This is a genomic window from Streptomyces sp. cg35 (assembly GCF_050410835.1).
GTDB lineage: Bacteria > Actinomycetota > Actinomycetes > Streptomycetales > Streptomycetaceae > Streptomyces.
In genome coordinates this window covers 6,655,229-6,679,199 of the sequence record NZ_CP191268.1, presented here as the reverse complement: position 1 = coordinate 6,679,199, position 23,971 = coordinate 6,655,229, and the positions used below count along the sequence as shown (strand labels likewise).

Here is a 23,971-nt window from a genome sequence, read left to right as displayed (position 1 = left end):
CACCGCCGACCCGGCCCCCGCGAAGCGCTACGCCGCGAGCTCCGCCAGCAGCACCTCGATCCGCTCGGCGTCCCGCACAGGCACCCGCCCCGTGTCATCGACCTGCACCGCACACGCGGTGGTCGCGTCGACGAGCCGTTCCAGCACCACCGTGACCCGGCGCGATCCGTGCGAGTGCCGGGCCAGGACGGGCAGTTCGGCGGCGGCCAGCTCGACGGCCGCCCTCGCCTCGGCCAGCGTCCGGTAGGCCTCCCGCCGCAGCGCCCAGCGGCCGGCCCGGTCCTCGTCACCGCTCAGCACGTGCCGTACGTACGACTGGGCGGCCTCGCGCGCGACGGCGATCCGCACCCGTACCCCGCCGCCCCGGTGCGCGCCGGGCCACGGCAGATGCCCGGCGATCAGCACGATGACGCAGGCGAGCAGCGTCTCGGTGATCCGGCTCCAGGAGGCCCCCGGCTCACCGCCGGCCATCACGAGGGACAGGACGAGCACGGTGACGACGGCGGTCTGCGCGGCGAAGTGCCGGGTGGCGACGGGGATCAGCGCCCCGCACACGCCCACCAGCGCGACCAGTCCGAGAGGGCGCGGCAGGAGGGCGGCGAGCCCGGCGAACAGCAGCGCTCCGGCGACCGTCCCGGCGGCCCGGCAGAGCACGCGCGAGACCAGCGGCCCGAGATCGGGCTTGACGAGGAAGACGGCGGTGGCGGGCAGCCAGTACCAGTGCACCGGCTGCAGGGCCTGGGCGACGGCCGCGCCGGCCCCGAAGGAGAGCCCGACGCGCAGGCCGTACTCCCGCCCGGCGGGCCCGGCCGCCCGGCGCACGGCGGCGGTCGGCGAGACGCGGCGACGCACGGCGCCCTCGCTCCCGCTCCCCCGGTCGAACGCCTCGGCGGCCCGCAGCAGCGCCTCGTCCAGCGCCCGCAGTCCGGCATCGGAGCGGGCGGGCGCGGGCAGCGCACCGACCGGCGCACCGGTCCGCACGGCGGCGGCGAGCCGCAGCGGCCCCTCGGCGGCGCGGTCCGGCACGGGCTCCCCGGTCCAGGCCAGCGCGGTGGCGGCCTCGGCGAGCGGCAGCGCGGCGCCGAACTGCGCCCGCAGCCGCCGCGTCGCGGCCCCGCCCCCGCGCAGGGCGTCCTGCGCCTGGTCGAGCGCGGCGGTCAGGGCGGCGCGGCGGGCGCGGGCGTCCGGCCCGCCGGCGGCGCCGAGCAGCGCGGCGACGGCGTCGTACACCCCGGCGACGGCGGCGCGCTCCCCGTCGTACAGATAGCCGAGCCCCTTCGCGCGCACCGGCGACGGCAGTGCGACCCGCAGTGTCACCAGCCACCCGGCGCCACCGGCGAACAGCAGCGCCCGCTGCCATCCGGCCTCCGGCAGCGGCATCCCCGCCCCCACGGCGACGGTCACGAGCAACTGCGTCCCGGCGGCCGAGGCGACGGGCCCGACGGCGCTGAACGCCCCGCCGATCAGGCCGAGTCCGGCGAAGGCGGCGACGATGACTAGGCCACTCCCGGCGAACCCCGCGAGTGCACTGCCGATGAGCATGCCCAGGGCACCGGCGAGCGCGGGCCCGCCCAGCCTCGATACGGCGGCGAGCCGGGTCCCGGGCCGGTCGTTGACCCCGGCGAGCATGGCGCCGAGGGCGAGCAGCACCCCGCTGGACGGCCGCCCGGCGAGCACGCCGGTCAGGAGCAGCGGCCCGGCGGCGAGCGCCCCGCGCACGACGGCGGGCCACGGCACGGGGGCGCGCTGGGCGCGGAGGGCGTGGGCGAGCCACGGAGGGAGGGAGTACGGGGGCTGCGGGCGAACCATGGTGAAGCGCAGGCTCCTGTCGTGGGAGGACGCGGTGGCGCCGGACGACATCGGCCAGCCGGTAACTGGTCCCTCCACCGTAAGGGACGTTGTGGAAGGGAAGGGAACGCCCGCATTTCCGCAATGTGACACTTGGCCCATGCCCTCCGACGAGAACGCCCGGCGCCGGTCCGCGGACGCGGGCTGGCCGGACGCCCCGGGCGACACGGCCCTGACGATCCACGTCCCCGAGGCGGACCCGCTGGTCCGCACTCCGGCGCGGGCGCACGTGACCGTCCTGTACCCCTTCCTGCCGCGGGAGCGTCTGGACGCGGCGACGGAGGCGGAACTGCGGGCGGTCATCGCGGCGGCGTCCCCGTTCACCCTCGCGTTCCGGGAGCTCCGTCGCTGGCCGGGGGTCCTCTATCTGCACCCGTCCCCCGCCGACCCGGTCCGCGCCTTGACGAAGGCGCTGCGGGAGCGCTGGCCTCAGGCGGTCCCGTACCGCGGCGTCTTCGGCGGCGAGGGCCTGGATCCCCATCTGACGCTCGCCGCCGGCGAGGGCACGGACGATCTCCCGGACACGGACTTCACCCCGCGCCTGCCCGTCCGCTCCGAGATCCGCGCGGTCCGCCTCATCGTGACGGACGGCCCGGGCACGGGCTGGCGCGATGTCGCCGACTATCCCTTGCTGGGCGCGGGCCGCTCCGCTTCCTGACGGGCGGCGCTCACCGCGGCTTCCAGCAACTCCTGTGCCTGGTCGACGAGTTCACCGAGCCCGAGCGAACGGTCGGCCAGCAGGGCGTCGATCCCGCGCAGCCCGGCGCGCTCCAGCAGCCGCTTCTCGTTGGTCACCCACTGCCCGCGGGCGGCGAGCACGGCGTGTCCGGCCTGCATGGCGGCGACGGCGACGGCCCCCACGACCTCGGTGCGGCCACCCAGCGGCACGTTCCCCGCGCGGGCGTAGTGCAGGGTGAGTCCGGCCCGCCCCCACCACTGCTCGGCGGCGGACGTGCGCAGGGCGGCGGGGTATCCGTCGGGCCGGGGCGCCTCCCCTCGCAGGACGCGGTTGACGGCGAGTTCGGCGACGACGAGATAGGAGGGGATGCCGGCGAGATGGAAGAGCAGGGGTTCGACGCGGAACCGCCCGGCGACGGCCTCCGCGAGCTCGTGCTCGACGCTGTCGAGATCCCGGTAGTGGACATCGACGCGCCGTCCGTCGACGACCAGCCATCCGCCCCCGTTGAAGACGCCCCCGCCCCAGCCGCCGATCTCGGTGACCTCGCCCTCCCATCCGATCTCCCGCAGATGGCGCGGCGCGAACAGCCCCTCGCCGCCCCGGTAGTAGACGGCGGTGTCCCAGTCGCTCGCCTCGCTGTGCGTGCCCTGCGCCCGCGACCCGCCGAGCGAGACGGCGCGGACGCCGGGGAGGGCGGCCAGGCGGTCGGCGAGGTGGTCGAGGAAGGCGGTGTCGGTGAGTTCGGGCATGGCGGCCACCGTAGTCACTTCACGCCCGGCTCTCCTGTCGATTGTTCCGCGCCCGAGCCCGCCCGCCACGCCGGGCAGCTACCCCTTCGCGTTCCGCGCCAGCTCCAGCGCCCGCGCCGCGAACCACTGCCCCGCTCCCGGCCCGCCCCGGCACGTCCCGTCCGACTCCCCCGGGCGCTTCACCCACAGGTACGCGTCCAGCGCCGCGTCCCCCGTGGCGGTCGTCGGCGGGACGCCGAGGGCGCGGCCCGGTGGATTGCACCAGGCGTCGGCGCCCGCGTAGGGGCCGTTGCCGTTGCGGCTGGTGTCGATCACGAAGTGCTTGTCGCCGCCCAGGGCGGCGATCAGGCGGTGCCCGTACGCCGATGTCTCCTTGTTCGTGCGGTAGTTGGAGACGTTCAGGGCCACCCCGGCCGCCCGGCCGACGCCCGCCGCCCGCAGCGGGGCGACCAGGCGCTGTACGTCCGGGATCCAGCTCGCGTTGCCCGCGTCCAGGTAGACGCGGGTGTTCGGGCGGGCGGCGATGCGCTGGACCGCGTACGCGAGCAGGGCGTACCGCTCCGTGGCGTTCGCGCCGGCGCAGCCCGCCACCGTCGACGCCACCGCGTCCGGTTCCACGATGACGTACGCGCCGCGGGGGCCCAGGCCCGCGGCAAAGGAGTCGACGTAGGCGCGGTAGGCCGCCGCGTCGCCCGCGCCGCCGGCCGAGTGCAGACCGCAGTCGCGGTGCGGGATGTGGTAGGTGACGAGCACCGCGGTGCGGTGGGCGCGGGCCGCCGCCGTGGTGACCGCGCGGACGGTGGGGCCGGGGTTGGGGTCGTTCAGCCAGGTCGCCTGGGGGCGGGTGGCGATGCGGTCGACGAGCCGGGCGTCCGCCCAGCGGTGCTGCGCGCGGAGCGCCGCCGACTGGCGCGCCGCCGTCGTGTTCGGGTCGACCCAGAAGGACGTGGTGGGCCCGGACCCGGACGGTGCGAGCGTCAGGAACGCCGCCAGCAGGGCGCCCAGGACGGGGCGTGGGGACAAGGACATGCCCGGATGATGCGGGGTGCTCCCGCGCGCGGGAGCGGTGACCGGTCGGGGTTACCCGGGGGTGCACTCGTTCGGCCCCGCCGCGGCGGCCGCGCGTTCCCCGCGGCAGATCAGTCCGTACAGCCCCGCCGCCCCGGCCGTCCCGATGAACCACGAGTACGCGGCCACGGAGTCGAAGGCGGGCACCAGGGCCAGGACCACGGCCAGGGCGGCCGACGGGACGAACGCCGCGAGGGCCTTGGGGTTCACGCCGCCGCGGTAGTGGTAGCGCGAGCCGGGCCGCGCGTCGAAGAGGGCCGCGGCGTCGATGCGGCCCCGCTTCACCCAGAAGTAGTCGAGCATGATGATCCCGAAGAGGGGCCCGAGGAAGGCGCCGAGGCCGCCCAGGAAGTAGTTCACCACGTTCGGGTTCGAGTACAGGTTCCACGGGGTCACGACCAGCGCCGCCACCGTCGAGATCGCCCCGCCGACCTTGAACGTGATCTTCTGCGGCCAGACGTTCGCCAGGTCGTAGGCCGGGGAGACGAAGTTGGCGACGATGTTGACGCCCATCGTGGCGACGGCGAAGGTCAGTGCGCCGAAGACGAGGACCCAGGTGTTGCCGATGCGGGCGACGAGCAGGGCCGGGTCGGTGATCGCCTCTCCGAACACCTCCAGGCTGCCGGCCGTGACGACCACCGAGAGGACCACGAACGCGGTCGAGTTGACGGGCAGGCCCCAGAAGTTGCCGCGCCGCACGGTCCGGTAGTCGGGGGCGAAGCGGGAGAAGTCGCAGAAGTTCAGCATCAGCGTGCCGTACGTCGCCAGGATCAGGCCTATGGCGCCGAACCACTGGCGGAACTGCTCCCCCGTGGAGACCGGGTGGACGGTCGTCGTCAGCGAGATCGTCCAGCCCGCCTTCGCCCAGATCCAGACGGCCAGCGCGAGCATGACGACCCAGATCGCCGGGCCGCAGAAGTCCTGGAACTTCCGTACGGATTCCATACCCTGAGTGATGATCAGGGACTGGACCAGCCAGAGCGCGAGGAACGACGCCCAGCCGAGCGCGTGCAGGCCGAGGAACGAGTGCCGCGTCCAGGACTCCATGCCCGGGAACGCGGCGAGCACCATCACGTTCACCGCCACCGACGCCAGGTACGTCTGGATGCCGTACCACATGATGGCGATCACGGCCCGGACGAGCGCGGGGATGTTCGCTCCCCAGACCCCGAAGCTGATGCGGCTGACGACCGGGAACGGGACACCGTGGCGCTGGCCGATGCGGCCCATCGCGTTGCAGCCGGCGTAGATCAGGACGAAGCCGATGAGCAGGGCCGTGAAGATCTGCCAGGCGTTGAGGCCGAGCACCAACAGGCCTGCGGCGAAGGTGTAGTTGCCGAGGTTGTGGACGTCGGACATCCACAGGGCGAAGAGGTCGAAGACCTTCCACGTGCGTTCGCCCGCGGGGGCGAGGTCCTCGTTGACCAGGCGCGGGTCGGGGGTGAAGTCGCTGCTGTTCCGCGTGTGCACCGGTTCGGCCACGGACATGGGAGCCTCCCAAGGGCTGCCGCGTTGGTATACCAAAGCGGCGTCATGGTCCCGCTCCCCACGACACCCCGCAATGTCCACGCGGTTAAGGCTCGGTAAAAGACCCCGGGCCGGGCCGGCACCCCGCATCGGCGAAGATGGAGGCATGACGACGGTGGAACCCCTGGGCGCGGTGCGCGAACGTGTACTCGCCACGCTGCGGCAGGACATCATCGGCGGCCGCCTGCGACCCGGCGACCGGCTGGTCGAGCGGGAGCTCGCCGAGCGCTTCGGGGTGTCCCGCGTCCCGGTGCGCGAGGCGATCCGGGCGCTGCTCGCCGAAGGATTCGTGACGTTCGAGACCCCGCGCCGGGCCGTGGTGCGGACCCTCACGCACACCGATGTCACCGAACTGTACGAACTGCGCGAGGCGTTGGAGGTCTACGCGGCCGGTCTCGCCGCCGAGCGGGCGCAGCGGGACGATCTGGCGCAGCTGGAGGAACTCCTCGAACTCGCCGCGCGGGCCACGCAGGAGGGCGACGACGAGACGATCGCCGACATCAACAGCCGCTTCCACGACCGGCTCCTGGCCATGGCGGGCAACGGACTGCTGATCGGCGTGATGCAGCCCGTCGACGGGCGCCTTCGCTGGCTGACCCGGCGCAACGAGGCCTGGTCCAAACAGCTCGACGAGCACCGGCAGCTGTACGACGCCGTGGCCGCCGGCGACCCGGAGCGGGCGCGGGCGGTGGCGCTGGGCCACGTGCGGGCCAACTACCGCTCCACCGTGCGGCACCTCTTCGGCGACGACGGCCGGCCTACTGCGCCCTGACGTTCCGCATCCGCCCGTACGCGTACACGCACCCGGCGAGGGCCAGGTCCGACAGGAGCATGAAGCCGATGGAGTACGAGTCCTTGGCGCTGTAGATCGCGCCCATGACCAGCGGCGGGACGAAGCCGCCGAGGCCGCCCATCGCACCGACGATGCCGGTCACCGAGCCGACCTGGGGCTGCGGGGTGACCTGGGAGACGAGCGCGAAGACGGAGCCGCTCGCGGTGCCGAGGCCCGCCGCCATCAGCAGGAAGCAGATCGTACCCATGGGGTTCAGGGCCGGGTCGAAGGCCTGGACGATGGCGAACAGGGCGACCAGGGCGAGCGCGCACGCGGTGACGAGCGCCGGGTGGATCCGGTCGGAGAGCCAGCCGCCGATGGGGCGGAAGATCACCGTGACGAGGGCGAAGCCCGCCGCTTTGGTGCCGGCGTCCGTGGGGCTCAGTTCGTACCAGGTCTTCAGGTACGTGGGCAGGTAGACGCCGAAGGCGACGATGCCGCCGAAGCCGATCGCGTACAGCGCCGACAGTTCCCAGGTGACGCGGAGCTTGCCGGCCGCGCCGAGCCGCTTGCCCAGCGACGTCGTGGGGATCTTGCGGTCGGGGTGGTCGGTGATCAGGACGGCCGCGAGGACCGCGTACACGGCGAGCGCGATGGCGACGACGACGAACGGCAGGTTCTCGCCGTGCTTGGCCATGCGCGGCGTGAAGTAGCCGGACAGGGCGACGCCGCCCATGCCCATGCCGAAGATGCCGAGCGCGAGGCCGCGGTGCGCGGGCGGGAACCAGGAGTTCACCAGCGGGATGCCGATGGCGAAGGTGGTGCCGCCGAGGCCGAGCAGGAAGCCCACGGCGATCATCGCGCCGAAGTTGTGCCGGGCCGGGATCACCAGCAGCACGGGGATGATGGTGAGCGCCGAGATCAGCGGGAACAGCAGCTTGGCACCGTAGCGGTCGGTGAGCGCGCCGACCGGGATGCGGCCGAGCGAGCCCACGAGCACGGGCACCGCGACGAGGAACGACTGGGCGAACGAGCTGAGCTTCAGGTCCGAGCCGAAGACGCCGGCGAGCGGCGCGATCAGGTTCCAGGCCCAGAAGGTGAGCGCGAAACCCACCGTGGCCACGACGAGGTTGCGGTAGGCCGCGGCCGGGGGCTTGAGGTGCTGCGCTGTCTCCGTTGGCGTCACCCCTTCACGCTAGGAAGGGTCACCTGTCCGTTCCTGATCTGCTGCTCCGTTCGGCTGACACCGGCGGGCCCGCTCCCGTGGCCGCGGCGCTGAGCATCTCCACGGGCGAAGGCCGGGCGGGGCCGCGGCACCGCCCGGCCACAGGGCTACGTGAACGCGGCCCCCAGCGCGACGAAGGCGCAGATGAGGAGGAACAGCAGCGCCAGCAGGGGCCAGACGAACCGCAGGTACCTGTCGTAGCCGACCTTGGCGAGGGCCACGCCGCCGATGGTGACGGCGGTGGTCGGCACCCACAGGTTCATCCAGCCGCTGGCCGCCTGCCACGCGGTGACGACGACCGCGCGCGAGACGCCGGCGAAGTCGGCGAGCGGCGCGAGGATCGGCATGGCGAGCGTGGCGTGCCCGGACGTGGACGGGATGAGGAAGGCCAGCGGCAGGTTCACGACGAAGACGATGATCGCGAAGATGCCGGACGAGGTGCCCTTCACGACGCCCTCGATGGCGTGCAGCACCGTGTCCGTGATCTTGGAGTTGTTCATGATCACGGTGACGCCGCGGGCCAGCAGGATGACGAGCGCCGGGGAGACGAAGTCGGCGGCACCCTGGATGATCGTCGAGCTGAGCTTCTGCTCCCCCATGCGCGCGACGAGCCCGACGAGCACGGCCGCGCACAGGAACAGCGCAGCCAACTGCGGGAAGGACCAGCCGAGTTCGAAGCCGTACGGAGTCGCGTCGGCCTTGCCGGTCAGGGCGCTCGCCCAGGGCACCACCGAGAAGATCATGAAGGCGAAGACCAGGGCCGTGACGACCAGGACCGCCTTGTGCAGCGTGGTCAGTTCGGGCACCTCGGCCGCGTCGGACGCCGCCTTGTCGCGGTCCTTGTCGCCCGGCAGGAACCCGGACAGCGAGCGGTCCGGGTTCTTCCGGACGCGCTGGGCGTAGCGGATGACGTACGCGACCGTGACCGCGGTCAGCACGAACCACATCACGAAGCGGAGCGCGATGCCGTCGCCGAGGGAGATGTCCGCGGCGGACGAGGCGACGCCGGTGGCGAAGGGGTTGACCGTGGAGCACAGGACGCCGACGCCCGCGCCGAGGATGATCGCGCCGACCGCCGTCATCCGGTCGTAGCCGAGCGCGAGCATGAGCGGCACGATCAGGCCGTAGAACCCGAGGGTCTCCTCGGCGAAGCCCTCGACCGTGCCGAGCACCGAGAAGACGACCATGACACCCGCGATGAGCAGGGCCCCGCGGTCGCGCAGCCGGTGGGCGAGGCGGCCGATGCCTCGGTCGAGGGCGCCGGTGGCGAAGACGACGGTGATGAAGGCGCCGATGGCGAGCACGAAGAGGAAGACGCCCGCGCTGCCGTACAGGTCACCGGAGTTGTCCGGGCCGACCAGGGACGTCTTGAGGTCCTGGATGCCGTACAGGCCGTTGACCGGGGAGAGGAAGAGGTCGTTGAGCCGGTCGACGAACGACTGGCCGGAATCGACGCGGTGGTAGGTGCCCTCGACCGGGGCGCCGTCACCGCCCCGGTCGTACTGGCCGGAGGGGATGAGGAAGGCGAGGATCCAGACCGCGAGGGTGACGACGGCGAGGACGGTCAGGGCGCTGGGGAAGGTGAACTTCTTCTTCGCCGGCGGCTGTTGCCGCTCGGGGGTCTCCGTCTGCGTGCTCATGACGCGGCCCCGCCCTTGAGGTCCCCTTTGAAGTGCGCGGCGTACTCCCGGACGAACGCGCACATCGCGACGACCGTGGCGCGCAGCTCGGAGAAGAGGACGCGTTCGTTCGGGGCGTGCAGGTTGCACATGCTGTCCTGGGCGCCGAAGAGCAGGACCTCGGCGTTCGGCGCGGCCTGGGCGAGGCCGTTGACCAGGGGGATGGAGCCGCCGGTCGCGACGTACGAGGCGTCGGTGCCCCAGGCCTGCTTGAGCGCGGCGCGGGCGGCGCGGTAGGCGGGGCCGCCGGTCGCCGCCTCGTAGCCGGGTCCGGTGTCGCCGGGGGTGACGGTCAGCGGGATGCCGAACGGCTTGAGGGCGGCGAGGTGGTCGACGAGCCTGGCCTGCGCCTCGTGCGGGTCCTGGAGCGGGTGGAAGCGCAGGTTCAGCTTGGCGCGGGCGTACGGGACGACGGCCGACGCGGCGTGCTCCACGCTCGGGGCGTCCAGGCCGATGACGGTGATCGCGGGGCCGCTCCACAGGCGTTCGCCGAGGGTGCCGCTGCCGATGAGCGGGAGGCCCGCCTCGACGCCCGCGAGGTCGCGGAACTCGTCCTCTGTGTAGCTGGTGCCGGTCCACTCGTCGCGGCGCAGGCCCTCGACGGCGACGTCGCCGTGCACGTCGTGGAGCGTGGACAGGGCCTTGAGGAGGACGAGCAGCGCGTCGGGTGCCGCGCCGCCGAACTCGCCGCTGTGGCGCGGCTCCTGGAGGGTGCGGACCTCGACGGTGACCTCGGCGGCACCGCGCAGCCCGGTGGTGAGGGTGGGGGTGCCCGGCCGCAGGTTCCCCAGGTCGGCGATGACCATGGCGTCGCAGGCGAACCGCTCGGGGTCGGTGGGCGGATAGCCGTCGAAGGGGCTGCCGTACTCCTCCTGCCCCTCGAAGACGATCTTGACGCCGACGGGCGGACGGCCGCCGAAGACGCGGAGCATGCCCAGGTGGGCGATGACGTTCGACTTGTCGTCGGCGATGCCGCGGGCCCGCAGGCCGCCCTCGCCGGCCTCCTCGACGGGCGTCGGCTCGAACGGCGGCGACCGCCACAGGCTCTCGTCGCCCGGGGGCTGCACGTCGTAGTGGGAGTAGAGCAGCACGGTCGGGGCGTCCGGGGTCGGCGGCGGGATCTCGCCGAAGATCACCGGTGCCGTGTCGGGCAGGTCGATGCGCTCCACGTGCTCCACGCCCGCGTCGTGCAGCAGGCCGACGAGCAGGTCGTGGGCCTCCTGCACCGGTTCGGCCGGGAAGCCGGGGAAGGCGATCGACGGGATGGCGGCGAGCCGCTCCAGATCGGAGCGCAGTCCTCCCATCAACTGGTCGACCTCGGCCTGCAGGTCCTGCCGGTCGTCGTCCGGGTCCATCACGGCCATGACGGGGCTCCCCTCACTGTCGACTACATGCGGTTTGCCCGGATTATCCGGTCTGGGCGGGGGTGGTCCGTCCAGGGCTCGCCGACGGGGGCGAGGACGGTACTAGGGTCGACGCATGGCAGCGCAGAAGGAGACATCAGGGACGTCGAAGGCGCCGGACCCGGTGAGTGCCGTGCGGGCGGCGGCTCCGGCCGGCGGCGAGAGCGTGCGGGTGGACAGCTGGATCTGGGCCGTGCGCCTGGTCAAGACGCGCTCGGCGGGCGCCGCGGCCTGCAAGGGCGGCCACGTCAAGGTCAACGGGACGAGCGTGAAGCCCGCGTACGCGCTGCGCGTCGGCGACGAGGTCCGGCTGCGCCAGCCGGGCGGGCGGGAGCGCCTGGTGGTGGTCAAGCGGCTGATCCGCAAGCGGGTCGGCGCGCCGGTGGCCGTCGAGGCCTACGTCGACAACTCCCCGCCGCCCCCGCCGCGCGAGGTCGTCGCCCCGGTCGGGGTCCGCGACCGCGGCACGGGCCGCCCGACGAAGCGGGACCGCCGGGAACTGGAGCGGCTGCGCGGGATCTTCGGGCAGGGTCCCGGACCGGACGCCGAGCCCGACGCCGGGCAGCACTGAGCCGGGGCCCACCGCGGTGGGCCCCGGCTCGCGGGGCGCTCAGGGGCCCCGCACGCTCAGGCGCCGCGCCTCAGCAGCAGCGCCGCCAGCTCCCGGTTGCGGTCCCGGTGCGCCCGGGCCAGGACGACGAGCGGGATCATCAGGATCAGCGGTGTCGCCGCGTTCTCCCCGTCGAAGGCGACGATCTGCGTGACGCAGGCGCCGACCATGAGCGCGCTCAGCGCGATCGGCGTCACCCCGGCCAGCACCGGCACCAACAGGCCGATGGCACCGGCGAGTTCGAGCACGCCGATCGCGTACATCCCCGCCGCTCCCCAGCCGATCGTGTCGAACGCGTCGGCCGCGGCGGGCAGCGCGAGCAGCTTGGGCAGGGCGCTGGCGATGCCGAAGAACGCCGCGAGCACGATCGCGGTCGTGCGCAGCGCGATCCGGGCACGACGGGAGCGGACGGGGGCGGCAGCGGCGGCGAGGTGCGTCATGGCGGTCTCCTGTGCGGTGAGGGCGAGCGGTCGGTCACTGTCACCGGATAAGACCGGAGCCGCCGCCGGAACTCATCGCACCGCCGAAAGCCCGCCGAACACCTGCCGCGGGTCCACCGGTCCGCCCGGCGCCCAACGGCCCGCCGACGTCACACGGGCACCACCCGCACCCATGAGCTGTCCTGCGTCAGATAGCGGTCGACCTTCAAGTCGGCCTCCGCGAGGGCCTGTTCGAACTCCTCGACCGTCATCGGGCGGATCCGGTACGTCTGGGTCCACACGGCGTCCGGGAACACGTACTCGACCTTCACCGAGCGCACCCCGTCGCCGACGGGCACCGAGGACTGCTTGGTGATGACGGGGCCGCCCGGCACGACGTGCTCGCGCGGCAGGTTCTCGTGCGCCCCGTCGCGCTCGCGCTGGATCAGCACGCACCCGTCGTCGGCGACGTGGCGCCGGCACGCGTCGAGCATCCCGCGCCGGACCGCCGGGTCCCCGGTGTTCACCAGGATCGACGCGAGCATCACCACGTCGAACTTCTCCCCGAGGTCGAGACCCTCGATGGTGCTGCGCACGGTGCGCGCGCCCCGCACCCGGTCCAGCATCTCCGCCGACTCGTCCACCGCCGTCACGGTGAACCCGTGCTCCACCAGTGAGTGCGTCACCCGGCCCACCCCGCAGCCGAGTTCGAGCAGCGTGGCGGCCGCGGGCACGGCGCCCGCGATGATCTCCGTCTCGCCTTCCTCGGGCAGTCGTGAGTACAGCTCGACCGCACAGCCGTCGGGCGTGATCGCGCCCGGCCCCGTCCCCTCGTACCCCTTGCGCATCTCAAGGCTCATGCACCGGGAACGAACGGCCGCCCGGCACCGTTCCGCTCCAGCGCGAACCAGCCGTGCCCCGGGTACCAGTGCCCGCCCGCGTCGAGATGTCCGAGGACGGCCCGCTGCACGCCGGTGCGGCGCGGCAGCAGGTCGCGCGGGGTCTCGGTGCCGCCGAAGACGAACGCGACCGGGGTGTCGTCCTCCGGTTCCTCGGCCGCGTGCACGATGTCGAACCGGTCCTGGAAGCGGATGATGTTGGAGTCGGCCGGGAGGTACTGCCTCAACTGCCGGTCCAGGAGCCAGGAATGGCAGACGGCATGCCGTGGGGGCTCCTCGGGGAAATGCCGCGCGAAGAACTCCCGGGCCCGTGCGATCGAGTCGTCGCACGCCTCGGGCGACATGGGTCCGCGGAAGTCCGGGATGTGCACGCTGAGCGCCGCGTCGCCGGGGCCGGCCACCACGCCCGCCGCCGTGAGCCGTTCCGCCGTACGCCGCCCCAGGCGCACCCGCTCGAACTGCAGCCGCCCCAACTGGTAGAGCTCGCCCCGGAAGTGCCGGGTCGGCCACCACGGCACGAGCAGGCCCGTCGTACCGAACCGCCTGCGGTGCACGGCGAGATTGCGGCCGAGGTCGGCCAGGGCGCGCCGGGACACGTCGTCGGGGATGCCGCGCTCGCGGTGGTGGGCCCGTGTGTGCGGCAGCGCGGCGATGAACACGAACACGGCGAAGCAGCGGCCCATGGCCCCGGCCGCCGCGGGGAAGTCCGGCAGGCCCGTCCCCCGCCCCGGCTCGTCCGTGCGCCACAGCAGTCCGCTGACCGCCCGCCCGAGCAGCGCCCGCAGTTCCGGCGACGCCAGCAACTCGGCGCGCAGGCGCAGCAGTTCGTTGATGTCCTCGTGGGGTACGGCCAGGTCGAGGAGTACGTCGGGCAGGTCGAGCGCGCCGGGCAGCTCGGCGGTCAGGGCGGGTATCGCCGGGTCGTCCAGGGCCGCCAGCCAGTCGGCGCACGCCTCGTCGCCCTTGAGTACGTCCAGCACGCCCGCTCCTTCGATCGTGGCACCCTGGAAGGGGAGCCTCTTCGTCATGAGGGGATGGTGACCATGCGTCTGGCGCATCCGGTGCGTACGGGTGACGAGCCGGTCACCGCACGCAGTCCCCTGCGGCTGCGGCTCGGCCTGGCCCTGTTCGGCCTGGTCTGGACGGTTTTCGGCACCGTCGCCTTCCTGCTGGTGCACCGCCCGTGGTGGGCGCTGGCCTGCGGCGTCCTGTGGCTGGTCACGACGGTCGACCTGTTCATGATCCTGCGCCACATCCGCCAGGGACCGCACTACCAGCCCGGCCGCGACGTCCCACCGTACCGAAGGGCGCCCTGACCGGATCGAGAGGCGCCGCCGCCCTGGGCGCTCAGTCGTCGAAGCGGGCCGCGGCCAGGTACTCCGGCTGCGGGTCGAGGGCGGCGGCGAGGCGGAAGTGCCGGCGGGCCTGCTGCGGGCGCGCCCACCGCTCGTACGTGCGGGCCAGGGCGAAGTGCGCGAACGCGTTGTCCGGCTCGCGCTCCAGGACGATCGAGAACTCCAGCTCGGCGGCGCGCAGTTGGGCCGCGGCGAAGAAGGCACGGGCCCTGAGCAGCCGGGCCGCCGTGTTCTCCGGGTGGGCCGCGATCACGTCGTCCAGAAGCTTCACCGCGCCACGCGGATCACGCGCGGCCAGCAGCTGCTCGGCTGCGCGGTAGTCGATGACGTGCGTCTCCGGGGTGGCGTCGGGCACGGTGAACTCCCTTCTGGTGTCGACCTGTCGATCACGTCAACACCGCGGACCGTAAGGGCTATTCCTGCCCGGGGACCACGCTCCGGACACCCGCCCCGGCGCCCTCAGCTCAGAGCCACCGCGAGCACCATGCCCGTGAGCACCAGCACCGCCCCGGCGATCATGAATCCGCGGTCGACGCCGGGCCGTTCCCTGCCGAGCACCACGGTCTCGCGGGGGTCCTCGGTGTCGTAGGCCAGGCCGACGACACCCCCCGGGGGCAGCGGACGCCCCTTGCGGGGCGCCACCGGCGAGACGACCTCTATGACCCGCCCGTCCCGGGTCTCGAACTGCAGCAGCGGCCGGTCCGTGCCCGGCTGCGGCGGCTTGACCAGGGCCTGCACGACATTGCCCGAGGTCCGGATCCGGCGGGTGTGCCGGAGCCCGTACGCCCCGGCGATCAGCGCGACGAGACCGCCGATGGCGGTGAGCGCGGCGAGGACGATCACGTGGTGGCGCGGGCCCGGCGCAGCAGGTCCGCCCAGACCGCGTCGACCTGCTCCGTCAGCCGCTCCAGGGGGACGTCGTTGTCGATCACGACGTCGGCGATCTCGCGGCGCTGCTCGCGGGTGGCCTGCGCGGCCATCCGGGCCCGCGCGTCCTCCTCGGTCATGCCGCGCAGCCGGGTCAGCCGGTCGAGCTGGGTCGCGGGGCTCGTGTCGACGACGATCACCAGGTCGTAGAAGGGGGCGAGCCCGTTCTCGGTGAGCAGCGGCACGTCGTGGATCACCACGGAGCCGGGGCCCGCGGTGCCCTCCAGTTCGGCGGACCGGGCGCCGACCAGCGGGTGCACGATCTTGTTGAGGACGGCGAGCCGGTCCGGGTCGGCGAAGACGATCGAGCCGAGCTTCGGCCGGTCGAGGCTGCCGTCCGGGGTGAGCACCTCGTCGCCGAACGCCTCGACGACGGCCGCGAGCCCCGGCGTGCCGGGCTCGACGACCTCGCGCGCGATCCGGTCGGCGTCGATCAGGACGGCACCGCGCTCCACGAGCAGCCGGGACACCTCGCTCTTCCCGGCGCCGATGCCGCCGGTCAACCCCACCTTCAACATGAGCGGAAGCTTAGGGCCTACCCGGCGCATCAGCTGCCCCAGGGGCCGCGCTCAGGCATCGCCTTCCCGCTCGGCCAGGAACTTCTCGAATTCCTGTCCGATCTCGTCGGCGGACGGGATGTCCATCGGCTCGGCCAGCATGTTGCCCCGGGACTCGGCGCCGGCGGCCGCGTCGTACTGGTGCTCGAGACCCTGCACGAGCGAGACCAGCTCCTCGTCGCCCTCCTGGATCTGCCGGTCGATCTCCGTCTGCGTACGGTGCGCGTCCGTGCGCAGACCGTGCGCGATGCCCGGGAGCACGAGCCCGGTCGCGGCGGTGATCGCCTCCAGGACGGTGAGCGCGGCGTCCGGGTACGCGGAGCGCGCGATGTAGTGCGGCACGTGCGCGGCGACGCCGAGGACGTCGAACCCGGCCTCCATCAGCCGGTACTCGACCAGCGCCTCGGCGCTGCCCGGCACCTGCGCCTCGTCGAACGGGCTGCGGTGCCCGGGGACCAGCTCCGTGCGGTTGCCGTGCGGGGTGAGACCGACCGGGCGGGTGTGCGGGACGCCCATCGGGATCCCGTGGAAGTTCACCGCGAGGCGCACCCCGAGCCGCTCCACGATCTGCTGGACGGCCGCCGCGAACCGCTCCCACTCGACGTCCGGCTCGGGGCCGGACAGCAGCAGGAAGGGGGCGCCGGTGGCGTCCTGGACGAGCCGCACCTCGATCGAGGGCACCTCGTACTCGGTCCATCGGTCGCGCCGGAAGGTGAGCAACGGGCGTCGGGCCCGGTAGTCCACCAGGCGGTCGTGGTCGAAACGCGCCACGAGCTGGTGGGGCAGTGAGTCGAGGAGCCGCTCGACGATCTGGTCGCCGGTCTCCCCCGCGTCGATGTATCCGTCGAAGTGATAAAGCATGACAAGGCCGGCGGACTCCTGGGCGAGCGCCATGTCCACCACGGCGAGGCCCTTCGGCTCCCATGTGTACAGATCCTGCGCATCAAGCACTGTGACCGCTCCTCCTCGTGTTCATCCGAAGAACGCGTGAGGAGGGCGCGGGCATTCCCGCCCGCGCCCATTCTCAGCAGCCTCTTACGTGACTCCCGGCACTCAGCCGGCCATCACGCGCGCGTGCAGCTTGCTCACGGCCCGCCGCGCGGACGTGAACGCGCCGTGCTGCCAGGCGTCGGTGTAGCTCAGCCAGTCCCCGGCGAAGTAGACGCGCCCGCTCGGCTCGTTGAGCGGCTTGTAGCGCGGGTCGTCGGGGCCGCCGGGGGTGTTGTGCCAGGCGCCCTCCAGGTGCGGGGTCTGCCGCCAGTGGTGCGAGAACGACGTGGCGAGTTCCGTGCGGTACTTCTCGCCGTAGATCTTCACGCCCTGCGCGACGGCGCGCGTCTCCCGGGCCTTCGGCGTCAGCTTCGCGTAGGCGTCCGCGTCGGCGCCGTAGTTGTAGTAGCCGATCATGACGCCGCGTTCGCCGTGGAATCCGTACGACGGGTGCCAGATGTGGCTGAGGTCCATGTCGGTCTCGGTGATGCCGCCGTAGATCCGGTGATCCAGCTCCCACCAGCGGGACTTGTACTCCAGGCCGATCTTGCCGGCGGACTGCGGCGTGATGGCCTCCAGGGCGCTCTGCACGCCGGAGCCGAGGTTGTGCGGGATCTTGGCCAGGATGTTGGGCGGCAGCGCGCCGACGCAGAAGTCGGCCTCCAGGGACCGGGTGCGCCCGCCCTGCGTGTAGGTGACCCGCACGCCGTCGCCCGTGTCGGTGATCCTGCTGACGACGGCGCCGGTGCGCACCTTGTGCCCGCCGATGGCCTCGGTCAGCGCTCTCGGTATCCGGTCCATGCCGCCGACCGGCTGGAACATCAACATGGCCTGGTCGAAGCCGAATTCGAAGGAGAAGTAGCGCCCGACCCCGCTGGCGAACACCTCGGACGCGGACGGTACGCCGCCGAGCAGCACGCCCGGGGTGCCGGTGGCGGCCGGCACGGTGGTGTAGCCCCGCCGCTCCCCGCCCTCGTACGTGAGCTTGTCCCCCAGCTCGCCGAAGTCCTTCAGGAACTCGACCAGCCGGTCCTGGTCGGAGGCGGTCAGCTCCTTGTCGAGGGCTCCCTTGTCGGACGCCTTGGCGAGGAGCTCCGACACATAACCGTAGACGTCGGCCTTGGCGGTGCGGTAGCGCACCGGCTCGGTCATGCCCGCGGACTCGTTGAAGAGATAGGCGTCGGCGTTCGTGTTCGTGAACACCTCGATGGGGACGCCGAGTTCGCGACAGTAGTCGAGGGTCACCATCCACTGCGGCAGCCGGGCCGGGCCCGCGTTCATGTACTGCCCGTCGCTGAAGCGCGCGGTCTGCTTGTTGCCGTACAGGTCGACGGTCGAATCGCCGCCCCGCACGGTGAAGTTGCGGCCTCCGGTGCGGTCCCTGGCCTCCAGGACCGTACAGTCGTAGCCCGCCTTGCCCAGTTCGTAGGCGGTGGCGAGCCCGGCGATGCCGCCGCCCACGATCACCACCTTCGCGGCGCCCCGCCCGGTCAGCGTGAAGTCCCCGGGGCGCGGTGCGCGGTAAGGGAGTTCACGCTGCGCGGCCTGCGCCGTGGGGGCGAGCCCCAGGGCGCCCATCGTGGCGAACATGGCGCCCGCGCCGCCGGTCAGACCGACGTTGCGGAGGAAGGCCCGCCGACTGGCCCCCGTAGCTGCCGCCTGCTGTGTTCCTGCCATTTGTGCCGGCTCCCCTCGAGATCTGAGCGATCTTCTTGACCCGGGGATGGTGGCAAGGCTCTGTTACGCACCAACGGCAACTGTTGTATCGGCCAAGTTTCGCTGCGCCCGAAAGGGGCGCGGGGAACGGCGCGAACAGCCACGCACGGCGGAGACGCCCGCGACCGCCGAAGAAGCCCCGCGGCGCGCAGGCGGAACAGCACGACAGTGGGCCCGCACCAAAAGGTGCGGGCCCACTGTTCAACTACCTGCTAGCGCAGAGCGATTCAGCTCTGGCCGCCGGCCAGCTTCTCGCGCAGAGCGGCGAGCGCCTCGTCCGACGCCAGGGCGCCGGAGTTGTCGTCCGACTCCGAGGAGTACGAACCGCCACCGGAGGCGGCCGGAGCCGCACCGGCGCCGGCGACGGCACCCTCGGCCTCGGCCTGGGCGTCGGCCTCGCGGGACTTGATGACCTGGGCCTGGTGCTGCTCGAAGCGCTGCTGCGCCTCGGCGTACTGCGTCTCCCAGACCTCGCGCTGGGTCTCGAAGCCCTCGAGCCAGTCGTTGGTCTCGGGGTCGAAGCCCTCGGGGTAGATGTAGTTGCCCTGGTCGTCGTAGGACGCGGCCATGCCGTACAGGGTCGGGTCGAACTCGACGACCGACGGGTCGGCGCCGAAGGCCTCGTTGGCCTGCTTCAGCGAGAGGCTGATGCGGCGACGCTCGAGGTCGATGTCGATGACCTTGACGAAGATCTCGTCGTTGACCTGGACGACCTGCTCCGGGATCTCCACGTGGCGCTCGGCCAGCTCGGAGATGTGGACCAGACCCTCGATGCCCTCGTCCACGCGGACGAACGCACCGAACGGAACCAGCTTCGTGACCTTACCCGGGACGACCTGGCCGATCTGGTGGGTACGGGCGAACTGCTGCCACGGGTCCTCCTGCGTCGCCTTCAGCGACAGGGAGACACGCTCGCGGTCCATGTCCACGTCGAGGACCTCGACGGTGACTTCCTGGCCGACCTCGACAACCTCGGACGGGTGGTCGATGTGCTTCCAGGACAGCTCGGAGACGTGCACCAGACCGTCGACGCCACCCAGGTCCACGAAGGCACCGAAGTTGACGATGGAGGACACGACGCCGGAGCGGACCTGACCCTTCTGGAGGGTCGTGAGGAACGTCTGGCGGACCTCGGACTGGGTCTGCTCGAGCCAGGCACGGCGGGACAGGACCACGTTGTTGCGGTTCTTGTCCAGCTCGATGATCTTCGCCTCGAGCTCCTTGCCCACGTACGGCTGGAGGTCGCGAACGCGGCGCATCTCGACGAGGGAGGCCGGCAGGAAGCCACGGAGGCCGATGTCGAGGATGAGACCACCCTTGACGACCTCGATGACGGTACCGGTGACGATGCCGTCTTCTTCCTTGATCTTCTCGATCGTGCCCCAGGCACGCTCGTACTGAGCGCGCTTCTTGGACAGGATCAGACGGCCTTCCTTGTCCTCCTTCTGGAGAACCAGGGCCTCGATCTCGTCACCGACCGCGACGACCTCGTTCGGGTCGACGTCGTGCTTGATCGAGAGCTCGCGGCTCGGGATGACACCTTCGGTCTTGTAACCGATGTCGAGGAGGACCTCGTCCCGGTCAACCTTGACGATGACGCCGTCGACGATGTCGCCATCGTTGAAGTACTTGATCGTCTCGTCGATGGCGGCGAGGAAAGCTTCCTCGTTACCGATGTCGTTGACCGCAACCTGCGGGGTGGTGGCGGTGGTCTCGGTGCTGCTCGTCATGTGGGAAAGGGCTCCGGCGGACATTGAAAGTCGGTGGGTACTGCTACGCCGGGACCTGTTTCGCACCGAAGAAGCCGGACAGCCTAGGAGGCGCCGAACCCGTGGTCACGATCTCCACGACCATGGGGGCGCCTCGACAACCGAGGGGACATGCAACAGATGCGAGCACAGCCTGCTATGTCTGAGGTGCGCAGGCCCGCAGCGCAACTTGTAGCATACGGGGGCTGCCGGGCAGGGTCAATGCGCGAAGGCGCACACCCGGGGCGGATCGCCGCATACCCGGCACAAAACCTGTCGCACGAGGCTACGAGGGCCGCAGCGCCCGCTGTGGACAGCCTCCCGTGACGGGTTGGACGGAAGAGTACGACGAGGGAGCCGATCATCCAAGAGTCCGGACCAATCGAAGCGCACGAGCCGGACGCGTCGGTGGACGACGAGTCGACGGCGACCCGGCGTGACGCCGGCACCACGGAGAGTGCGCGGGCCAACCGCGGCTGGTGGGACCGCAACGCGGACGAGTACCAGATCGAGCACGGCACGTTCCTCGGCGACGACCGCTTCGTCTGGGGCCCCGACGGGCTCGACGAGGTGGAGGCCGAGCTGCTCGGCCCGGTCGAGGACTTGGCCGGCAAGGACATCCTGGAGATCGGCGCCGGCGCCGCGCAGTGCTCGCGCTGGCTGGCCGCCCAGGGCGCGCGGCCCGTCGCGCTCGACCTCTCGCACCGCCAGCTGCAGCACGCGCTGCGCATCGACGGCGGGAAGGTGCCGCTGGTGGAGGCGGACGCCGGGGCGCTCCCCTTCCTCGACGGCTCCTTCGACCTGGCCTGCTCCGCGTACGGGGCGCTGCCCTTCATCGCCGACCAGGTGCGGGTGATGCGCGAGGTGCACCGGGTGCTGCGCCCGGGCGGCCGTTTCGTCTTCTCGGTGACGCACCCGATCCGCTGGGCGTTCCCCGACGAGCCGGGGCCGGAGGGGCTGAGCGTCTCCGCCTCCTACTTCGACCGCACTCCTTATGTAGAGCAGGACGACGAGGGGCGGGCCCTGTACGTCGAGCACCACCGCACGGTCGGGGACCGGGTGCGGGACGTGGTGGCGGGCGGTTTCCGCCTCGTGGACCTCGTGGAGCCCGAGTGGCCCGCGTGGAACACGCAGGAGTGGGGCGGCTGGTCGCCGCTGCGCGGAAGCCTGATCCCGGGCACGGCGATCTTCGTGTGCGTACGAGACTGAGGGCGTGACCTCCCCTTCCTTCCCTCCCCCTCCTTCCTCACCCCCCTCTCCGCGCCGCGGGGCTCTGGACGCGCTTCCCGTCCGCTCCGCGCTCCCCGCGCTGCGGGCCGCGCTCGACGCGGGCGGGGCCGCGGTGCTCGTGGCCCCGCCGGGCACCGGCAAGACGACCCTCGTCCCGCTGGTGCTCGCCGGGCTGCTGGACGACGGGGCGCCCGTACGCCGGGTGATCGTCGCGGAGCCCCGGCGGATCGCGGCGCGGGCGGCCGCGCGGCGGATGGCGTGGCTGCTCGGCGAGAAGGTCGGGGAGCGGGTCGGCTACACGGTGCGCGGCGAGCGGACGGTCGGGCCGCGCACGTGCGTGGAGGTCGTCACGACGGGTGTGCTGTTGCAACGACTGCAACGGGACCAGGAGTTGGCCGGTGTCGACGCCGTCATGCTCGACGAGGTGCACGAGCGGCATCTGGACGCGGACACCGTGGCGGCCTTCCTGTGCGACGTACGGGAAGCACTGCGGCCGGAGCTGAAGCTGGTCGCGGCGTCGGCGACGACGGACGCCGAGGGGTGGGCGGGGCTGCTCGGGGGCGCGCCGGTGGTCGAGGCGGCGGGTGTCTCGTACCCCGTCGACGTGGTCTGGGCGCCGCCGGCGCGGCCGGTGCGGCCGCCGCACGGGATGCGGGTGGACCCGGCGTTGCTGTCGCACGTGGCGGCGACGGTGCGGCGGGCGCTCACCGAGCGCGCCGGGGACGTGCTGTGTTTTCTGCCGGGCGTCGGGGAGATCGCCCGGGTCGCGGGGCAGTTGGGGGAGCTCGGCGACGTCGATGTGCTGCAGGTGCACGGGCGGGCTCCGGCCGCCGTGCAGGACGCGGTGCTGTCGGCGGGGACGCGGCGGCGGGTGGTGCTCGCCACGGCCGTCGCGGAGTCGTCGCTGACGGTGCCCGGGGTGCGGGTCGTGGTGGATTCGGGGCTGGCCCGGGAGCCGCGGGTGGACCATGCGCGGGGGCTCAGCGCGCTGACGACCGTACGGGCCTCGCGGGCTGCCGGGGCGCAGCGGGCGGGCCGGGCCGGGCGTGAGGCGCCGGGTGTGGTGTACCGGTGCTGGGACGAGGCGGAGGACGGGCGGCTCACCCGGTTCCCCGCGCCGGAGATCAAGGTGGCGGACCTGACGGCGTTCGCGCTGCAGGTGGCGTGCTGGGGCGATCCGGAGGCGGCGGGCCTCGCGCTGCTGGACGCGCCGCCAGGCGGGGCAATGGCTGCGGCGCGGTCCGTGCTGACGGCGGTCGGCGCGGTGGACGCCGTGTCGGGGCGGGTGACGGACCGCGGGGTGCGGCTGGCGCGGCTCGGGCTGCATCCGCGACTGGGGCGTGCGCTGCTCGACGCGGCGCCGGCCGTGGGGGCGCGGCGGGCGGCGGAGGTCGTGGCGCTGCTGAGCGAGGAGCCGCCGCGGGAGTACGGGGACGATCTGGGCGCGGCACTGCGCAGTGCCCGGCGCGGGGGTGACGCGTACTCCGGCCGGTGGCGGCAGGAGGTCCGGCGGCTGTCGGGGCCGGCCGGTGAGAGCGTTACTGCGGGCCGGGAGGAGGGCGGGCCGCACACCGGGCCCGCCGCGGCCGGCGACGACCAGGTGGCCGGCCTGGTCGCCGCGCTCGCCTTCCCCGAGCGGATCGCCCGGGCGTCCGGCGGCTCGTACCTGATGGTGTCGGGCACGCGGGCGGACATCGGGGACGGGTCCGCCCTGCGCCAGGCCGGCTGGATCGCGGTCGCCGTCGCCGACCGGCCCGTCGGGGCCGGGCACGCGCGCGTGCGGCTCGGTGCGGTCGTGAACGAGGAGGTGGCCCGCCGGGCGGCCGCCTCGCTGTATGCCGAGGGCGATGAAGTGGCGTGGGCCGATGGGGAGTTGGTGGCGCGGAACGTGACCCGGCTCGGTGCCGTGGAGCTCGCCGTGCGCCCGCTCAAGGACCCCGCCCCCGGTCTCGTACGCGACGCACTGCTGGCGGGGCTGCGGCGGGAGGGGCTCGGGCTGCTGCGGTGGGACCGGGACGCCGGGGCGCTGCGGCAGCGGCTCGCCTTCGTGCGGCGGCACGTCGGGGAGCCCTGGCCCGATGTGAGCGACAACGGGCTGTACGCGCGCGTGGACGACTGGCTGGAGCCCGAGCTGAGCCGGGCGCGGCGGCGGGCGGATCTGGGGCGGATCGACGCGGGGCAGGCGCTGAAGCGGCTGCTGCCGTGGGCGAGCGGCGCCGCGGCGCGGTTCGACGAACTGGCGCCGGAGCGGATCGAGGTGCCCAGCGGGTCACGGATCCGGCTCGACTACTCCGACCCCGAGCAGCCCGTGCTCGCGGTGAAGCTGCAGGAGATGTTCGGGCTGGACGAGACGCCGCGGGTGGCCGGGGTGCCGGTGCTCGTGCATCTCCTCTCCCCCGCCGGGCGGCCCGCCGCCGTCACGGCGGACCTGGTGTCCTTCTGGCGCGACGGCTACCGCGCGGTGCGGGCCGATCTGCGGGGCCGCTACCCGAAGCACCCGTGGCCGGAGGACCCGGCCACGGCGGCGGCGACCAAGCGGACCAACCCCCGGCGCTGATAAGGCTGTTGGC

22 protein-coding genes are annotated in these 23,971 nt (G+C 72.8%); 6 read left to right on the top strand and 16 right to left on the bottom strand.

Annotated features, from left to right (window positions below; translation table 11 throughout):
* Positions 1–27: 27 nt before the first annotated feature.
* Entirely contained in the window at positions 28–1,809 is a 1,782-nt protein-coding gene (locus ACQUQD_RS30450) for an FUSC family protein (protein WP_428957698.1), read from the bottom strand.
* Positions 1,810–1,948: 139 nt separating this feature from the next.
* Here ACQUQD_RS30450 and ACQUQD_RS30445 point away from each other — a divergent pair, with 139 nt between their 5' ends.
* Positions 1,949–2,506: a 2'-5' RNA ligase family protein gene (locus ACQUQD_RS30445; RefSeq protein WP_428955357.1), complete on the top strand. Its 558-nt coding sequence runs from the start codon at positions 1,949–1,951 to the stop codon at positions 2,504–2,506.
* On the opposite strand, the gene ACQUQD_RS30440 is transcribed toward ACQUQD_RS30445, so the two are convergent.
* The 3 genes from ACQUQD_RS30440 to ACQUQD_RS30430 all read right to left on the bottom strand — a co-directional run bounded on the left by ACQUQD_RS30440 (position 2,470) and on the right by ACQUQD_RS30430 (position 5,832).
* The gene (locus ACQUQD_RS30440; protein ID WP_428955356.1) at positions 2,470–3,276 is read right to left on the bottom strand and encodes a nucleotidyltransferase domain-containing protein; all 807 of its coding nucleotides are present in this window, start codon (positions 3,274–3,276) and stop codon (positions 2,470–2,472) included. The genes ACQUQD_RS30445 and ACQUQD_RS30440 overlap by 37 nt on opposite strands.
* Before the next feature lie 78 nt (positions 3,277–3,354).
* Positions 3,355–4,305 (bottom strand): glycoside hydrolase family 6 protein, encoded by a 951-nt coding sequence (locus tag ACQUQD_RS30435; protein ID WP_428955355.1) that lies wholly within the window; start codon positions 4,303–4,305, stop codon positions 3,355–3,357.
* A 51-nt stretch (positions 4,306–4,356) separates the two neighbouring features.
* Positions 4,357–5,832: an NCS1 family nucleobase:cation symporter-1 gene (locus tag ACQUQD_RS30430; protein WP_428955354.1), complete on the bottom strand. Its 1,476-nt coding sequence runs from the start codon at positions 5,830–5,832 to the stop codon at positions 4,357–4,359.
* Between the two features lie 145 nt (positions 5,833–5,977).
* On the opposite strand from ACQUQD_RS30430, the gene ACQUQD_RS30425 reads away from it, so the two are divergent.
* The gene (locus tag ACQUQD_RS30425; RefSeq protein ID WP_428955353.1) at positions 5,978–6,643 is read left to right on the top strand and encodes a GntR family transcriptional regulator; all 666 of its coding nucleotides are present in this window, start codon (positions 5,978–5,980) and stop codon (positions 6,641–6,643) included.
* Here ACQUQD_RS30425 and ACQUQD_RS30420 read toward each other — a convergent pair.
* From ACQUQD_RS30420 to ACQUQD_RS30410, 3 genes are all read right to left on the bottom strand, one after another.
* Positions 6,630–7,829 (bottom strand): nitrate/nitrite transporter, encoded by a 1,200-nt coding sequence (locus tag ACQUQD_RS30420; protein ID WP_428955352.1) that lies wholly within the window; start codon positions 7,827–7,829, stop codon positions 6,630–6,632. The two genes, ACQUQD_RS30425 and ACQUQD_RS30420, sit on opposite strands and share 14 nt — an antisense overlap.
* A 146-nt stretch (positions 7,830–7,975) precedes the next feature.
* Positions 7,976–9,508 (bottom strand): YfcC family protein, encoded by a 1,533-nt coding sequence (locus ACQUQD_RS30415; RefSeq protein ID WP_428955351.1) that lies wholly within the window; start codon positions 9,506–9,508, stop codon positions 7,976–7,978.
* Positions 9,505–10,911, bottom strand: a complete 1,407-nt coding sequence (locus tag ACQUQD_RS30410) for a M20/M25/M40 family metallo-hydrolase (RefSeq protein ID WP_428955350.1) — start codon at positions 10,909–10,911, stop codon at positions 9,505–9,507. The genes ACQUQD_RS30415 and ACQUQD_RS30410 overlap by 4 nt, the downstream gene beginning before the upstream one ends.
* Before the next feature lie 115 nt (positions 10,912–11,026).
* Between ACQUQD_RS30410 and ACQUQD_RS30405 the strand changes: the two genes are divergently transcribed.
* Positions 11,027–11,521: an RNA-binding S4 domain-containing protein gene (locus ACQUQD_RS30405; RefSeq protein WP_428955349.1), complete on the top strand. Its 495-nt coding sequence runs from the start codon at positions 11,027–11,029 to the stop codon at positions 11,519–11,521.
* A gap of 56 nt (positions 11,522–11,577) precedes the next feature.
* Here the strand turns inward: ACQUQD_RS30405 and ACQUQD_RS30400 are convergent, their stop codons facing one another.
* The 3 genes from ACQUQD_RS30400 to ACQUQD_RS30390 form a co-directional block, all read right to left on the bottom strand.
* Positions 11,578–12,000, bottom strand: coding sequence for a DoxX family protein (locus ACQUQD_RS30400; protein WP_428955348.1), 423 nt, complete (start codon positions 11,998–12,000; stop codon positions 11,578–11,580).
* Positions 12,001–12,149: 149 nt separating this feature from the next.
* Entirely contained in the window at positions 12,150–12,839 is a 690-nt protein-coding gene (locus tag ACQUQD_RS30395; protein ID WP_428955347.1) for a class I SAM-dependent methyltransferase, read from the bottom strand.
* On the bottom strand, positions 12,836–13,906 hold the full coding sequence (locus ACQUQD_RS30390; protein ID WP_428955346.1) for an acyltransferase domain-containing protein: 1,071 nt from the start codon (positions 13,904–13,906) through the stop codon (positions 12,836–12,838). Before ACQUQD_RS30390 ends, ACQUQD_RS30395 begins: the two co-directional genes overlap by 4 nt.
* 15 nt (positions 13,907–13,921) lie before the next feature.
* On the opposite strand from ACQUQD_RS30390, the gene ACQUQD_RS30385 reads away from it, so the two are divergent.
* A complete protein-coding gene (locus ACQUQD_RS30385; RefSeq protein WP_428955345.1) occupies positions 13,922–14,194 on the top strand; it encodes a DUF6343 family protein in 273 nt (90 codons plus the stop codon).
* A 31-nt stretch (positions 14,195–14,225) separates the two neighbouring features.
* Here ACQUQD_RS30385 and ACQUQD_RS30380 read toward each other — a convergent pair whose 3' ends face one another.
* The 6 genes from ACQUQD_RS30380 to rpsA all read right to left on the bottom strand — a co-directional run bounded on the left by ACQUQD_RS30380 (position 14,226) and on the right by rpsA (position 20,153).
* Positions 14,226–14,588 carry a tetratricopeptide repeat protein gene (locus tag ACQUQD_RS30380; protein ID WP_428955344.1) on the bottom strand — a complete coding sequence of 121 codons (363 nt, stop codon included), beginning with the start codon at positions 14,586–14,588 and terminating at the stop codon, positions 14,226–14,228.
* A gap of 104 nt (positions 14,589–14,692) precedes the next feature.
* Entirely contained in the window at positions 14,693–15,076 is a 384-nt protein-coding gene (locus ACQUQD_RS30375) for a hypothetical protein (RefSeq protein WP_428955343.1), read from the bottom strand.
* The gene (gene coaE, locus ACQUQD_RS30370) at positions 15,073–15,678 is read right to left on the bottom strand and encodes a dephospho-CoA kinase (protein WP_428955341.1); all 606 of its coding nucleotides are present in this window, start codon (positions 15,676–15,678) and stop codon (positions 15,073–15,075) included. The genes ACQUQD_RS30375 and coaE overlap by 4 nt, the downstream gene beginning before the upstream one ends.
* A gap of 51 nt (positions 15,679–15,729) precedes the next feature.
* Positions 15,730–16,668 carry a PAC2 family protein gene (locus ACQUQD_RS30365; protein ID WP_428955340.1) on the bottom strand — a complete coding sequence of 313 codons (939 nt, stop codon included), beginning with the start codon at positions 16,666–16,668 and terminating at the stop codon, positions 15,730–15,732.
* Between the two features lie 102 nt (positions 16,669–16,770).
* Positions 16,771–18,297 carry a flavin monoamine oxidase family protein gene (locus tag ACQUQD_RS30360; RefSeq protein ID WP_428957697.1) on the bottom strand — a complete coding sequence of 509 codons (1,527 nt, stop codon included), beginning with the start codon at positions 18,295–18,297 and terminating at the stop codon, positions 16,771–16,773.
* A gap of 353 nt (positions 18,298–18,650) precedes the next feature.
* A complete protein-coding gene (rpsA, locus tag ACQUQD_RS30355; RefSeq protein WP_428955339.1) occupies positions 18,651–20,153 on the bottom strand; it encodes a 30S ribosomal protein S1 in 1,503 nt (500 codons plus the stop codon).
* A gap of 378 nt (positions 20,154–20,531) precedes the next feature.
* On the opposite strand from rpsA, the gene ACQUQD_RS30350 reads away from it, so the two are divergent.
* Entirely contained in the window at positions 20,532–21,380 is an 849-nt protein-coding gene (locus ACQUQD_RS30350; protein ID WP_428957696.1) for a class I SAM-dependent methyltransferase, read from the top strand.
* Positions 21,381–21,384: 4 nt separating this feature from the next.
* Positions 21,385–23,958, top strand: a complete 2,574-nt coding sequence (hrpB, locus tag ACQUQD_RS30345; protein ID WP_428955338.1) for an ATP-dependent helicase HrpB — start codon at positions 21,385–21,387, stop codon at positions 23,956–23,958.
* Positions 23,959–23,971 lie beyond the last annotated feature (13 nt).

Excerpts from the sequence above, each read along its gene's own strand:
- ACQUQD_RS30360 (WP_428957697.1), bottom strand. The coding sequence starts at position 18,297 with ATGTTCGCCACGATGGGCGCCCTGGGGCTCGCCCCCACGGCGCAGGCC.
- ACQUQD_RS30450 (WP_428957698.1), bottom strand. The coding sequence starts at position 1,809 with ATGGTTCGCCCGCAGCCCCCGTACTCCCTCCCTCCGTGGCTCGCCCAC.
- ACQUQD_RS30395 (WP_428955347.1), bottom strand. The coding sequence starts at position 12,839 with ATGAGCCTTGAGATGCGCAAGGGGTACGAGGGGACGGGGCCGGGCGCG.
- ACQUQD_RS30440 (WP_428955356.1), bottom strand. The coding sequence starts at position 3,276 with ATGCCCGAACTCACCGACACCGCCTTCCTCGACCACCTCGCCGACCGC.
- ACQUQD_RS30410 (WP_428955350.1), bottom strand. The coding sequence starts at position 10,911 with ATGGCCGTGATGGACCCGGACGACGACCGGCAGGACCTGCAGGCCGAG.
- ACQUQD_RS30430 (WP_428955354.1), bottom strand. The coding sequence starts at position 5,832 with ATGTCCGTGGCCGAACCGGTGCACACGCGGAACAGCAGCGACTTCACC.
- ACQUQD_RS30415 (WP_428955351.1), bottom strand. The coding sequence starts at position 9,508 with ATGAGCACGCAGACGGAGACCCCCGAGCGGCAACAGCCGCCGGCGAAG.
- rpsA (WP_428955339.1), bottom strand. The coding sequence starts at position 20,153 with ATGACGAGCAGCACCGAGACCACCGCCACCACCCCGCAGGTTGCGGTC.
- ACQUQD_RS30385 (WP_428955345.1), top strand. The coding sequence starts at position 13,922 with ATGCGTCTGGCGCATCCGGTGCGTACGGGTGACGAGCCGGTCACCGCA.
- ACQUQD_RS30425 (WP_428955353.1), top strand. The coding sequence starts at position 5,978 with ATGACGACGGTGGAACCCCTGGGCGCGGTGCGCGAACGTGTACTCGCC.
- ACQUQD_RS30400 (WP_428955348.1), bottom strand. The coding sequence starts at position 12,000 with ATGACGCACCTCGCCGCCGCTGCCGCCCCCGTCCGCTCCCGTCGTGCC.
- ACQUQD_RS30445 (WP_428955357.1), top strand. The coding sequence starts at position 1,949 with ATGCCCTCCGACGAGAACGCCCGGCGCCGGTCCGCGGACGCGGGCTGG.
- ACQUQD_RS30405 (WP_428955349.1), top strand. The coding sequence starts at position 11,027 with ATGGCAGCGCAGAAGGAGACATCAGGGACGTCGAAGGCGCCGGACCCG.
- ACQUQD_RS30435 (WP_428955355.1), bottom strand. The coding sequence starts at position 4,305 with ATGTCCTTGTCCCCACGCCCCGTCCTGGGCGCCCTGCTGGCGGCGTTC.
- coaE (WP_428955341.1), bottom strand. The coding sequence starts at position 15,678 with ATGTTGAAGGTGGGGTTGACCGGCGGCATCGGCGCCGGGAAGAGCGAG.
- ACQUQD_RS30390 (WP_428955346.1), bottom strand. The coding sequence starts at position 13,906 with ATGACGAAGAGGCTCCCCTTCCAGGGTGCCACGATCGAAGGAGCGGGC.